This window comes from Streptomyces sp. SM10, from assembly GCF_002910915.1.
Classification (GTDB): Bacteria; Actinomycetota; Actinomycetes; order Streptomycetales; family Streptomycetaceae; genus Streptomyces.
Genome location: NZ_NEUF01000180.1, coordinates 15,089 through 27,953, shown reverse-complemented (window position 1 = coordinate 27,953; position 12,865 = coordinate 15,089). Strand labels below are relative to the sequence as shown.

The 12,865-nt window shown below is 70.8% G+C and carries 13 protein-coding genes; 11 read left to right on the top strand and 2 right to left on the bottom strand.

Features of this window, described 5'->3' with window-relative positions; genetic code table 11:
• Position 1 precedes the first annotated feature (1 nt).
• From recG to mutM, 8 genes are all read left to right on the top strand, one after another.
• Complete coding sequence (gene recG / locus B9S57_RS30175; protein ID WP_103760348.1) at positions 2-2,242, top strand: ATP-dependent DNA helicase RecG; 2,241 nt, start codon at positions 2-4, stop codon at positions 2,240-2,242.
• Between the two features lie 89 nt (positions 2,243-2,331).
• The gene (gene rsmD, locus B9S57_RS30170; RefSeq protein WP_103760347.1) at positions 2,332-2,916 is read left to right on the top strand and encodes a 16S rRNA (guanine(966)-N(2))-methyltransferase RsmD; all 585 of its coding nucleotides are present in this window, start codon (positions 2,332-2,334) and stop codon (positions 2,914-2,916) included.
• Between the two features lie 26 nt (positions 2,917-2,942).
• Positions 2,943-3,422, top strand: a complete 480-nt coding sequence (gene coaD / locus B9S57_RS30165; protein ID WP_181011536.1) for a pantetheine-phosphate adenylyltransferase — start codon at positions 2,943-2,945, stop codon at positions 3,420-3,422.
• A 97-nt stretch (positions 3,423-3,519) separates the two neighbouring features.
• Complete coding sequence (locus tag B9S57_RS30160; protein WP_103760345.1) at positions 3,520-4,635, top strand: cell division initiation protein; 1,116 nt, start codon at positions 3,520-3,522, stop codon at positions 4,633-4,635.
• 149 nt (positions 4,636-4,784) lie between these two features.
• Positions 4,785-5,450, top strand: coding sequence for a DUF177 domain-containing protein (locus B9S57_RS30155; protein ID WP_103760344.1), 666 nt, complete (start codon positions 4,785-4,787; stop codon positions 5,448-5,450).
• 2 nt (positions 5,451-5,452) lie between these two features.
• A complete protein-coding gene (gene rpmF, locus B9S57_RS30150; RefSeq protein WP_003965982.1) occupies positions 5,453-5,626 on the top strand; it encodes a 50S ribosomal protein L32 in 174 nt (57 codons plus the stop codon).
• A gap of 19 nt (positions 5,627-5,645) precedes the next feature.
• Complete coding sequence (rnc, locus tag B9S57_RS30145; RefSeq protein WP_103760343.1) at positions 5,646-6,470, top strand: ribonuclease III; 825 nt, start codon at positions 5,646-5,648, stop codon at positions 6,468-6,470.
• A gap of 77 nt (positions 6,471-6,547) precedes the next feature.
• Positions 6,548-7,405, top strand: a complete 858-nt coding sequence (mutM, locus tag B9S57_RS30140; protein ID WP_103760342.1) for a bifunctional DNA-formamidopyrimidine glycosylase/DNA-(apurinic or apyrimidinic site) lyase — start codon at positions 6,548-6,550, stop codon at positions 7,403-7,405.
• Positions 7,406-7,414: 9 nt separating this feature from the next.
• Here the strand turns inward: mutM and B9S57_RS30135 are convergent, their stop codons facing one another.
• Both B9S57_RS30135 and B9S57_RS30130 read right to left on the bottom strand, forming a co-directional pair.
• On the bottom strand, positions 7,415-7,822 hold the full coding sequence (locus B9S57_RS30135; RefSeq protein ID WP_103760341.1) for a helix-turn-helix domain-containing protein: 408 nt from the start codon (positions 7,820-7,822) through the stop codon (positions 7,415-7,417).
• Between the two features lie 182 nt (positions 7,823-8,004).
• Complete coding sequence (locus tag B9S57_RS30130) at positions 8,005-8,964, bottom strand: CAP domain-containing protein (protein WP_103760340.1); 960 nt, start codon at positions 8,962-8,964, stop codon at positions 8,005-8,007.
• Positions 8,965-9,119: 155 nt separating this feature from the next.
• Between B9S57_RS30130 and B9S57_RS30125 the strand changes: the two genes are divergently transcribed.
• From B9S57_RS30125 to B9S57_RS30110, 3 genes are all read left to right on the top strand, one after another.
• Positions 9,120-9,401 carry an acylphosphatase gene (locus B9S57_RS30125; protein ID WP_103760339.1) on the top strand — a complete coding sequence of 94 codons (282 nt, stop codon included), beginning with the start codon at positions 9,120-9,122 and terminating at the stop codon, positions 9,399-9,401.
• Between the two features lie 438 nt (positions 9,402-9,839).
• Entirely contained in the window at positions 9,840-10,052 is a 213-nt protein-coding gene (locus tag B9S57_RS30115; protein ID WP_033304037.1) for a hypothetical protein, read from the top strand.
• A 311-nt stretch (positions 10,053-10,363) separates the two neighbouring features.
• Positions 10,364-12,865 (top strand): chromosome segregation SMC family protein (locus B9S57_RS30110; RefSeq protein ID WP_258036702.1); only part of this gene is annotated, 2,502 nt, incomplete at its 3' end.

Genomic DNA, 12,865 nt, shown 5'->3' with positions numbered 1-12,865 from the left:
AATGGAGCGCGTGTCCGCTTTCGATGAACCCCTCAAGAAGCTGCTCGGCGGAGCCACCGCGAAGGTGATGGCCGAACACCTCGACCTGCACACGGTCGGTGATCTGCTGCACCACTACCCGCGGCGCTACGAGGAGCGGGGCCGTCTCACGGCGCTCACCGAGCTCCCGCTGGACGAGCACGTGACGGTCGTCGCGCAGGTCGCCGACGCGCGGATCATGATGTTCAACAACGGCCGGGGCAAGCGGCTGGAGGTCACTCTCACCGACGGCAGCGGCCGGCTCCAGCTGGTCTTCTTCGGGCACGGCGTCCACAAGCCGCACAAGGAACTCCTCCCGGGCCGGCGGGCGATGTTCGCGGGCAAGGTCTCCGTGTTCAACCGGAAGATGCAGCTGGCCCACCCCACGTACCAGCTCCTCGACGCCCGGTCCGGCGACGACGGGGCGGCCGGCGAGGCCGAGATGACCGAGGCCGTCGACGCCTTCGCGGGGCAGCTGCTGCCGATCTACCCGGCCTGCAAGCAGCTCGACTCGTGGCGGATCGCCAAGGCGGTCGACGCGGTCCTGCCCAGCGCGCAGGAAGCGGTGGACCCGTTGCCCCCGGCGCTGCGCGACGGCCGGGGGCTCGTCCCGCTCCCCGAGGCGCTGCTCAGGATCCACCGCCCGCAGACCAAGGCGGACATCGCGGCCGCGCGGGACCGGCTGCGCTGGGACGAGGCCTTCGTCCTCCAGGTCGCGCTCGCCCGCCGCCGGTACGCGGACACCCAGCTCCCGGCAGCGGCACGGCGGGCCGTTCCCGGCGGAGTGCTCGACGCCTTCGACTCCACGCTCCCCTTCACCCTCACCGAGGGCCAGCAGAAGGTCACCGGAGAGATCTTCGACGCCCTGGCGACCGAACACCCCATGCACCGCCTGCTCCAGGGCGAGGTGGGCTCCGGCAAGACCCTCGTCGCGCTGCGGGCCATGCTCCGGGTCGTCGACGCGGGCGGCCAGGCGGCCATGCTGGCGCCCACCGAGGTGCTGGCCCAGCAGCACCACCGCTCCATCACCGAGATGATGGGCGAGCTGGCCGAGGGCGGCCTGCTCGGCGGCTCCGACCTGGGCACCAAGGTCGTCCTGCTCACCGGGTCCATGGGCACGGCGGCCCGTCGCCAGGCACTGCTCGACCTGGTCACCGGCGAGGCGGGCATCGTCATCGGGACCCATGCCCTGATCGAGGACAAGGTGAAGTTCCACGACCTCGGCCTGGTCGTCGTCGACGAACAGCACCGCTTCGGGGTGGAGCAGAGGGACGCGCTGCGCTCCAAGGGGAAGCAGCCGCCCCACCTGCTCGTGATGACGGCCACCCCCATTCCCCGGACGGTCGCGATGACCGTCTTCGGCGACCTGGAGACCTCCGTACTCGACCAGCTCCCGGCCGGCCGCTCGCCGATCGCCAGCCACGTCGTCCCGGCCAAGGACAAACCGCACTTCCTCAACCGCGCCTGGGAGCGGGTCCGCGAGGAGGTGGAGACCGGCCACCAGGCCTACGTCGTGTGCCCCCGCATCGGTGACGACGCCGACGCGACGGCGGAGAAGAAGGGGAAGACCGCCAAGAAGCAGGCCGCCCCGGACGAGGAGGCCGAGAAGCGGCCGCCGCTCGCCGTACTGGACATCGCGGACCAGCTCGCCAAGGGCCCGCTCGCGGGCCTGCGCGTCGAGGTCCTCCACGGCAGGATGCCCCCCGACGACAAGGACGACGTCATGCGCCGGTTCGCCGCCGGCCAGGCCGACGTCCTGGTCGCCACCACCGTCATCGAGGTCGGGGTGAACGTCCCCAACGCCACCGCGATGGTGATCATGGACGCGGACCGCTTCGGGGTGTCCCAGCTGCACCAGCTCAGAGGCCGTGTGGGGCGAGGCAGCGCCCCCGGCCTCTGTCTGCTGGTCAGCGAGGCGCACGAGGCGAGTCCCGCCCGGGCCAGACTCTCCGCGGTCGCCGCCACCCTCGACGGCTTCGAGCTCTCCCGCATCGACCTCGAACAGCGGCGCGAGGGCGATGTCCTCGGCCAGGCCCAGTCCGGCGTCCGCTCCTCGCTGCGGGTGCTCAGCGTCATCGACGACGAGGAGGTCATCGCGGCGGCCCGTGAGGAGGCCGTCCGGATCGTCGCGGACGACCCCGGGCTCGAACGGCTGCCGGAGCTGCGCACCGCGTTGGACGCCCTGCTCGACAAGGACCGGGAGGAGTACCTCGACAAGGGGTGACCGGGCGGATCCCCGGCGACGCCATATCGTGGGGAACACGGCACACGTCCCGTCCTGTGCGCCGCCCACGACCCGAGGAACAGACACCCATGACCCGCGTGATCGCAGGCGTGGCCGGCGGACGCCGCCTGGCCGTCCCGCCCGGCACCGGCACCCGCCCCACCTCCGACCGTGCGCGGGAGGGCCTGTTCTCCACCTGGCAGGCGCTCCTGGGCACCCTCGACGGCATCCGTGTCGCCGATCTGTACGCGGGTTCGGGGGCCGTGGGCCTTGAGGCACTCTCGCGCGGAGCCGCCCACGCACTGCTCGTGGAGGCCGACGCCACGGCCGCGCGCACCGTCCGCGACAACATCCGCACTCTCGGTCTGCCCGGCGCGGAATTCCGTGCGGGCAAAGCCGAACAGATCGTGACCGGACCGGCGCCCTCGGACCCGTACGACGTGGTCTTCCTCGATCCGCCCTACGCCGTGACCGACGACGATCTTCGGGAGATCCTCCTCACACTCCGTGCTCAGGGGTGGCTCACGGGCGATGCTCTCGTCACGGTGGAACGGAGGACACGGGGCGGGGAATTCAACTGGCCCGGCGGATTCGAGCCAGAGCGGGCGCGTCGTTACGGCGAGGCGACGTTTTGGTACGGTCGCGCCGCCTCTACGTGCGAAGACGCACGTTGACCGCACCGGAGAGCGAGGGAACCACGTTGCGCCGCGCCGTCTGTCCGGGGTCGTTCGACCCCATCACCAACGGACATCTCGACATCATCGGACGAGCCTCGAAGCTGTACGACGTCGTGCACGTCGCCGTGATGATCAACCAGTCCAAGAAGGGCCTGTTCACCGTCGACGAGCGGATCGGGATGATCCGCGAGGTGACGGCCGACTTCGGCAACGTGGAGGTCGAGTCCTTCCACGGCCTGCTGGTCGACTTCTGCAAGCAGCGCGACATCCCGGCGATCGTGAAGGGCCTGCGGGCCGTCAGCGACTTCGACTACGAGCTGCAGATGGCCCAGATGAACAACGGCCTCTCGGGGGTCGAGACGCTCTTCGTGCCGACGAACCCGACCTACAGCTTCCTGTCGTCCTCCCTGGTCAAGGAGGTCGCCACCTGGGGCGGCGACGTGGCGCACCTGCTGCCGCCGACCGTTCACGCGGCCCTCGTGGAGCGTCTCGGCCAGAAGTGATGCGCTGACCGTCCGTCACCAGGTGTCGGACGGGAGGCGACTGGCCTTACAGTCGTCCCGTCCGTCTCCAACAGCAGCAGAGAGTGGCGAGCACACGGTGGACGTGCAGAAGAAGCTCGACGAGATCGTCGAAACGGTCGGGAACGCCCGCTCCATGCCCATGTCGGCGTCCTGCGTGGTCAACCGGGCCGAACTGCTCGCGATGCTCGAGGAGGTGCGCGAGGCCCTGCCCGGCTCGCTCGCCCACGCCGAGGAGCTCATCGGCGGCAGCGAGCAGCTCGTCCAGCAGGCCCGGCAGGAGGCCGAGCGGATCATCGAGTCCGCCCACGCGGAGCGCGGCTCGCTGGTCTCCGGCACCGAGATCGCCCAGCGGTCCCAGACGGAGGCGGACCGGATCCTGTCCGAGGCCCGCCGGGAGGCCGACGAGGTCCGCGGCGAGGCCGACGAGTACGTCGACAGCAAGCTCGCCAACTTCGAGGTCGTCCTCACCAAGACGATCGGCTCCGTCGACCGTGGCCGGGAAAAGCTCCTGGGCCGCGGCGAGGGGATCGACGAGCAGGGCTACCAGGACCCCGACTTCGCCGAGGCCCCGGAGCGCAGCGCCGACCCCGAGACGCTCCGCCGGCGGGCCGACGACTACGTGGACACCAAGCTCGGTGCCTTCGAGGCCGTGCTCGCCAAGACCCTGGAGGCCGTCGGCCGCGGTCGGCAGAAGCTGCACGGCCGGGTCGCCACCGACGACCTCGGCGCGCACATGGCCGCCCAGGACGCCGCGGGCGGCGGGCAGCGCACCAGCGACGAGGACCACTGGGCGGGCCTGGCCGACCTGGCCGCACCCGATCCGCGTCAGAGCTCCCCGCAGCCCTCGTACGCGGAGCCCGCCCAGCAGGACTACGCGCCGGTGGCCGACTACCAGGACCCCGCGCAGGGCGGCTTCCCGGTCCAGGCCCAGCCGGAGCCGCAGTACGCGCAGACCTACGGCTACCCGGACCAGCAGCAGGTCCAGGACGGCTACGGCTACCCGCAGCAGCCGGACCCGTACGCCGCCTACCAGCAGCAGGCGTACGACCCGAACCAGCAGCAGGAGTACGCCTGGCCCCAGCAGGCCCAGGCCCCTGCGCAGCAGGGCGAGAGCGCGCTCGACGAGACCAGCCTCTTCGACACCGGCATGATCGACCTGGAACAGCTGCGCCGCTACGAGCAGGGCCGCTGACCGGAGCGGTACGGACCGGATTGGGAGCTGGGCGGTACGTCCAGTATCCTGGCTCTTCGGTCGCGCGTATGTCGGCGATCCCGGCTGCCCTCAATCCCGGGGATGTTCTCCCAGGGCCCGGGCGGCCCTCCCGGAGCAGCACCACGTACATGATCTCGAAAGCAGGAAAAGCCCTGAACGGCCACCTCGACCACCGCAGCCCTCTCGTGTTCGATACGCGTGAGCTGGGCCGGCGTCCGGGTACCCAGAAGCGGCTGACCCGCACGGCGGAAGCACCGAAGGACCTCGGTATCGACGGGGTCGTCGGAGTGCCGGAGAACGCGCCCCTGGCGCTGGACCTCCGCCTCGAATCGGTCATGGAAGGGGTGCTTGTCACAGGCACCGCCCGTGCGACCGCCGAGGGGGAGTGCGTAAGGTGTCTGGAGCCGCTGACCCTCGAGGTCGAAGCGGACTTCCAGGAAATGTTCTCGTACCCTGACGCCGATGACCGGAACCGCAGCAGGACCGCGGACCCGGTCGACGACGCCGAGGACGACGAGGACAGGTTCTTTCTCGAGGACGACTCGTTCGACCTCGAACCTGTGCTGCGTGACGCGGTGGTGCTCGCACTGCCGCTGCAGCCGGTGTGCAAGGAGACCTGTGCCGGTCTGTGTTCCGAATGCGGAATCAGGCTGGACGAGAATCCTGATCACCACCACGACGTCGCCGACATCCGTTGGGCGGCACTGCAAGGACTCGCCGAGACCGTTCAGGACGGCGAGAAGGACAACATGGGCGGCGCCGAACCGGGCGTCGACGAGAAGCAGGAGAAGTAGCCGTGGCTGTTCCGAAGCGGAAGATGTCGCGCAGCAACACGCGCCACCGCCGGTCGCAGTGGAAGGCTGCGGTCCCCACCCTGGTTTCGTGCGAGCGTTGCCAGGAGCCGAAGCTCCAGCACATTGCGTGCCCGAGCTGCGGCACCTACAACAAGCGCCAGGTCCTCGAGGTCTGAGCGGCTGGTGAGAGGCCCGATGTCTGAGTTGTCCAGTGCCAAGAAGCAGGCAGACAACATCAACACAGCCTCGTCCCACACGCTTCTGGAAGGGCGGCTCGGGTATCACCTCGAGTCCGCCCTTCTGGTGCGTGCGCTGACCCACCGTTCGTACGCATACGAGAACGGCGGTCTGCCCACCAACGAGCGTCTCGAATTCCTCGGGGATTCGGTGCTCGGCCTGGTGGTCACGGACACGCTGTACCGCACCCACCCCGACCTGCCCGAAGGCCAGCTGGCCAAGTTGCGGGCCGCGGTGGTCAACTCGCGTGCGCTTGCGGAAGTGGGCCGCGGCCTCGAACTCGGCTCCTTCATCCGGCTCGGCCGCGGTGAAGAGGGCACGGGCGGCCGGGACAAGGCTTCCATCCTCGCCGACACCCTTGAAGCGGTGATCGGCGCCGTCTATCTCGACCAAGGGCTCAGTGCGGCCTCGGAGCTGGTGCACCGGCTCTTCGACCCGCTGATCGACAGGTCCTCCAACCTCGGAGCCGGCCTGGACTGGAAGACCAGTCTCCAGGAGCTCACCGCGAGGGAGAGCCTCGGAGTCCCCGAGTACCTCGTCACGGAGACCGGTCCGGATCACGAGAAGACCTTTACTGCTGCTGCTCGCGTCGGTGGTGTCTCGTACGGCGCCGGCACCGGTCGTAGCAAGAAGGAAGCGGAGCAGCAGGCGGCGGAGTCCGCCTGGCGCGAGATCAGCGCCGCCGCGGAAGCACGGGAGGCGGCGGCGAAGTCCGCAGCCGACGGAGGGGTCGCCGACACTCCTGCCGACCCGTCGCCGACATCAGGTGCGGCTCCGGCCTGAACCACCCGGAACCCCTCGGTGCCTCTTCGGCGCCGGGGGGTTTTCGCTGTCCCGCCCCCTTCCGAAGGAGTTCCACCGTGCCCGAACTGCCCGAGGTCGAAGTCGTGCGCAGGGGGCTGGAGCGCTGGACCGCCGGACGCACGGTGGAGGCGGTCGAGGTCCTGCACCCACGTGCGGTCCGGCGGCACCTCGCGGGCGGTGCGGACTTCGCGGCCCGGCTCCGCGGACTGCGCTTCGGCGTGGCGATGCGTCGCGGCAAGTACCTCTGGGTCCCGCTCGACGAGGCCGATTCCTCGCTGCTGGGCCACCTCGGCATGAGCGGCCAGCTGCTCGTGCAGCCCGAGGACGCCGCCGACGAGAAGCACCTGCGCATCAGGATCCGCTTCGACGACGCGCTCGGCACCGAGCTGCGCTTCGTCGACCAGCGCACCTTCGGCGGGCTGTCGCTCCACGACAACACCCCCGACGGTCTGCCCGACGTCATCGCGCACATCGCGCGCGACCCCCTCGACCCGGCCTTCGACGACAGCGCCTTCCACATGGCGCTGCGCCTGCGCCGTACGACGGTGAAGCGGGCCCTGCTCGACCAGTCCCTGATCAGCGGGGTGGGGAACATCTACGCCGACGAGGCCCTGTGGCGGAGCCGGCTGCACTACGAGCGGCCGACCGCGACCCTGACCCGTCCGAGGACGGCGGAGCTGCTCGGCCATGTCCGGGACGTGATGCGGGAGGCCCTCGACCAGGGCGGTACCAGCTTCGACAGCCTGTACGTCAACGTGAACGGGGAGTCCGGCTACTTCGACCGGTCGCTCGACGCCTACGGACGCGAGGACGAACCCTGCCGTCGCTGCGGCACACCGATGCGCCGCCGGCCCTGGATGAACCGCTCCAGCTACTTCTGCCCGCGCTGCCAGCGCCCGCCGCGCGCCTCCTGACGCCCCGGCTCAGGCTCCGCGCGCCGCGTCGTACCGGTTCCGGGCCTCCACGACCTCGGGCATCCGGCCCTCGACGAGCTGAATGAGTCCCATCAGCCGGCCCGCGACCTCGCGGCCGATCGGTGTCAGCGCGTAGTCGACGCGAGGCGGGTTGGTGAGCCGCGCGTCCCGGAGGACCAGGCCGTCCCGCTCCAGCGCCTGGAGCGTCTGGGAGAGCATCTTCTCGCTGACCCCGTCGACCCGGCGGCGCAGCTCGTTGAAGCGGGCACCGCTCTCGTGCAGGGCACCCAGGGTGAGGCTGCCCCAGCGGCCGGTCACGTGTTCCAGGGTTCCGCGCGAGGGGCACTGCCGGGAGAAGACGTCGAAGGGAGCGTCGCCCTCGACGTCACGCACGGAGTCCGCCTGTGTCTCACCCATACCGCCAGCTTACGCCTGTGCAGCGCTCACTTCCGGTGAGCGCTGCACAGGCGTGGGGAGAACGGCCTCGCCGTGCGCTCGCAGGCTCCGCCGGCGGGCCGGATGTGCCCGGACAGGGGGAGACCCCTGTCCGTCCTGGGACGGCAGGGGTCTCCGTGGTGCGAGGTGCGGTTGTCTCCTGCTCAGAAGCCGAAGTCCTGAGTCCACCAAGGGCCGCCGGAGCCGAGATGGACTCCCACGCCGAGGGTCTTGTAGTCGCAGTTGAGAATGTTTGCGCGGTGTCCGTCGCTGTTCATCCAGGCGTCCATCACGGCCTGCGCGTCGGCCTGGCCCCGGGCGATGTTCTCGCCCCCGAGCCCCTGCACACCGGCGGCGTCGGCACGGTCCCAGGGGGTCGCCCCGTCGGGGTCGGTGTGGCCGAAGAAGTCGCGGGCGGCCATGTCCTCGCTGAAGTCCTGGGCGAGCGCGGTCAGGGAGGCACTGGTGGTGACCGGAGTGCAGCCGACCTTCGCGCGCTCCTGGTTGACCAGGTCGAGCACGGCGGCCTGGGCGGAGGACGGGGACGGGGACGGCGTCGCCGGGGCGGCGGCCGTACGGCTCGGAGCGGCCGACGAGGACTTCGGAGCTGCGGGCTTCCTGGCCGCCGGACTCGACGAGGTGCTCTTCTTCGGGGCGGCCGCAGGCGGTGTCGTCCGCTCGGGGGCCTCGGGAGTCTTCGTCGCCGGCTTCGAGGCGGTGGCCGAGGGCTTCTTGCTCGGCTTCTCGCTCGGGGGCACCGAGGGTGACTTGGAAGGGGCCGCGGAACGGTCCGCACCCCGGCTGGCCTGGGCCGACGCGGAGGCCGAGGTGCGGCCGGTCGGTTCGGCCGACGCGTCGCCCTGGGTCAGCAGGTCGGGAGCGCCGCCCGCGTGCACCTGTTCGGCGGCCCCGCCTCCGGTCACGTCGTAGCTGCCGCCGCCCGGGATCAGGCCGGAGGCGACGGCGACCGCGCCGACGGCCACGGCCGCGGACACGCCGAGGAGCCCGGCGCGCACGGGTATACCCGTGCGCTTCTTCCGGTGGGCAGTCCGGTGCCCGTCCACCACGTCCGCCGTGTGCTGCTCAGCGGCGGGGGCCGCGCCTGCGCGTCTGTGCCGTCCCATGCGCTGTGCCTTCCTCGTGCTCCGGACGTCGTGACGACGTCACCGCATTCAAGATCAAGCTCACCCGTTCGGGTGAGGCTATTGCGAGGGGACCATACGCCATGGCGGATTGGGGCGGCGTGCTCGTCGTGCAATTGGCCGGTTAGCGTTCGGGCATGAACGAAGATGCACGACTCGTCGTATGGGTACGCGGCCGAGTACAGCAAGTAGGATTCCGCTGGTTCACCAGGGCAAATGCTTTGGAGATCGGAAATCTCACCGGCTTCGCCCTCAATCTCGACGACGGCCGGGTGCAGGTGGTGGCCGAAGGGCCGCGTGAGAATTGCCACCGTCTGCTGGACTGGCTCGCCTCCGACGACACACCCGGCCGCGTGGACGGCGTGACTGAGATCTGGGACACGCCTCGCGGTGGATATGAGGGATTCGCCATCCGCTGACAGCGGCAGGGAAAGAGAGGTGGATCCGCTGCGTGTGCGAGGGGCGCCGAGCGGTGACCCGGGAGGGGCTTCGAGAGCCGCGCACCCGAAATGACCTGCGAAAGAAGCCGGCGCGGGGACATGGTTGCCAAGAAGCGCGCCCCATGCCAGGCTGCGGCATTGACGAAGATCTCCACACCCTTCGGGAACCCGTGCAGGAGTCGCGCCGCATGATCGTCGAGCCGCGTGCCCCGGGACACCCGGCTCCCTGGCGTGTGATCGTGTTGACCGTCAAACTTTTTGGTGAGACGCTGAAAACCCCGCGCACCTTAGCTGTTCGGCAGAGCTGGTGACAGCAGAACAGCAGTGAGAACAGAGCACTGCCGAGCACCGCGGGTGCGATTCCCTCACGACCCACACCGCATCCGGTCGGTCACTCAGTGTGGAGGACCACTCATCATGGCAAAGGCGCTTCTCGGTTACGTCGGCGGTTCCGACCCGCGACTCCTCGCCGAGATGCGACGGCTTCAGAAGCGCGTCCAGGACCTGGAATCCGAGCTCGTACGGATCCAGGACGAGAACGACGCGCTCAACGCCGCCGCCCAGCACCAAGAGTCGCTGCTCGACAGCATCGACATCGACGTACCCCAGGCGGAGCCCGCGCTGACCTGACCCCAAGGCCCTGCCGGGGCCGGTCGGGCCGTACGCCAGCCGCTCGGGATCAACCCATCGAATGTCTTCGTCACGGATCGTCGTCCCGGAACACCGGGAACTGCTCGTGAACCGGTACGTTCGCGATCCGTCACGCAGGACTGTGCTCGGACGACTGCGCAGGCAGCGCCGTGCAAGATTTACAAGGGACGCTCCGGCGTCCCTTCTTTCTTTCCCCGTGCCCGTCCCCGGGCTCCCACTCTTCGCTCAACGTCTGATGTGCCCTGCACCTTCATCAGCGAAACCGAGAGTGAAAGGTAGAGTCCGGCGGCGTGCACCTCAAGGCTCTGACCCTCCGTGGTTTCAAATCGTTCGCCTCGGCCACGACCCTGCGGTTCGAACCGGGGATCACCTGCGTCGTCGGTCCCAATGGGTCGGGCAAATCCAATGTGGTGGACGCGCTCTCCTGGGTCATGGGCGAGCAGGGGGCGAAATCCCTGCGCGGCGGCAAGATGGAAGACGTGATCTTCGCCGGCACCACGGGAAGGCCGCCGCTGGGCCGCGCCGAGGTGTCGCTGACCATCGACAATTCCGATGGCGCGCTGCCGATCGAGTACGCCGAAGTGACGATCACGCGGATCATGTTCCGCAACGGCGGAAGTGAATACCAGATCAACGGTGACACCTGCCGGCTGCTCGACATCCAGGAACTCCTCTCGGATTCCGGAATCGGCCGCGAGATGCACGTCATCGTCGGCCAGGGCCGGCTGGACTCCGTCCTGCACGCCGATCCGACGGGACGCCGCGCCTTCATCGAAGAGGCGGCGGGCGTGCTCAAGCACCGCAAGCGCAAGGAGAAGGCGCTGCGGAAGCTGGAGGCGATGGGCGCCAACCTCGCCCGAGTCCAGGACCTCACCGACGAACTGCGGCGTCAGCTCAAACCGCTGGGCCGGCAGGCGGCCGTGGCCCGCCGGGCCGCCGTCATCCAGGCCGACCTGAGGGACGCCCGGCTGAGGCTCCTCGCCGACGACCTGGTGCGGCTGAGGGAGGCGCTGCGCGGCGAGATCGCCGACGAGGCGGCCCTCAAGCAGCGCAGAGAGGCGGCGGAGGCCGAACTCAGGGCGGCGCTCGCCCGCGAGGCCGACCTGGAGGACGAGGTGCGCCGCCTGGCGCCACGGCTGCAGCGGGCCCAGCAGACCTGGTACGAACTCTCGCAGCTGGCCGAGCGCGTCCGGGGGACGATCTCGCTCGCCGACGCGCGGGTGAAGAGCGCCACCTCGGCACCGGACGAGGAGCGGCGCGGGCGGGACCCCGAGGACATGGAGCGTGAGGCCGCCCGGATCCGCGAGCAGGAGGCGGAGCTGGAGGCGGCACTCGAAGCGGCGGAGCACGCCCTGGAGGACACCACCGCGCACCGGTCCGAACTGGAGCGGGAGTTGGCGGTGGAGGAGCGCGGACTCCGCGACGCCGCCCGTGCCATCGCCGACCGGCGCGAGGGCCTCGCACGGCTCCACGGCCAGGTCAACGCCGCCCGCAGCCGTGCGGGTTCGGCACAGGCCGAGATCGACCGGCTGGCCGCGTCGCGGGACGAGGCGCAGGACCGGGCGGTCGCGGCCCAGGAGGAGTACGAGCAGCTCAAGGCCGAGGTCGACGGCCTGGACGCGGATGACGCGGAGCTGACGGAGCAGCACGAGGCCGCCAAGCGGGATCTCGCCGGAGCGGAAGCGGAGCTCAGCGCGGCGCGTGAGGCGGTCACCTCGGCGGAACGCAGCCGCGCTGCGGTCTCGGCCCGGCACGAGGCACTCTCCCTGGGGCTGCGGCGCAAGGACGGCACCGGCGTGCTGCTCGGCGCCGGAGACCGGCTGACGGGGCTGCTCGGGCCGGTCGCGGAACTGCTCACGGTGGCCCCGGGGCACGAGGTCGCGGTAGCGGCGGCGCTGGGCGCCGCCGCCGACGCGATCGCGGTGACGGACCCGGCCACGGCCGCCGACGCGATCCGTCTGCTGCGCAAGCAGGACGCGGGACGCGCGGCGCTGGTGCCGGGCGGAGTGGGGGCCGGGCAGGTACCCGCGCAGAGTACGGAGCCCGCCTCGGGGGCCGCCGGCCAGGTGCCCGGGCAGGCATCCGGGGCGGAGCACGGTCCCTCGGTCCTCGCGGTCGCCGGGGCTGAGCACGGCACCGCGGCGGTGGAGAGCCGGCCGGAGCGGCCGGAGCCTTCGGCGGGCCGAGCCGTCGTCACGGGGGAGTGCCCGGCGCCGGCCGTCGCGGGACTGCTGCGGGGCCCCGTCGAACTCATGGCGGCCGTACGGCGGCTGGTACGCGACATGGTGGTCGTCGGCACCCTGGAGGACGCCGAGGAACTGGTCGCGGCCCACCCGGGGCTCACCGCCGTCACCGCCGAGGGCGATGTGCTGGGCGCCCACTTCGCGCACGGCGGATCCGCCGGAGCGCCGAGCCTGCTGGAGGTGCAGGCCTCCGTCGACGAGGCCGCCGCCGAACTGGCCGAGCTCGCCGTGCGCTGCGAGGAGCTCGCGTCGGCCCAGCGCGCCGCGGCCGTCCGGCGCGGTGAATCCGTGGCGCTGGTCGAGCAGCTGGGGGAGCGTCGCCGGGCCGCCGAACGGGAGAAGTCCGGGGTCGCGCAGCAGCTCGGGCGGCTGGCAGGGCAGGCCCGTGGCGCCGCCGGGGAGGCCGAGCGGTCGGCCGCGTCGGCCGCCAGGGCGCAGGAGGCGCTCGAGCGGGCCACCGAGGAGGCCCAGGAGCTGGCGGAGCGGCTGTTCGTGGCCGAGGAGACCCCGGTCGAGGAGGAACCCGACACCTCCGTGCGGGACCGGCTC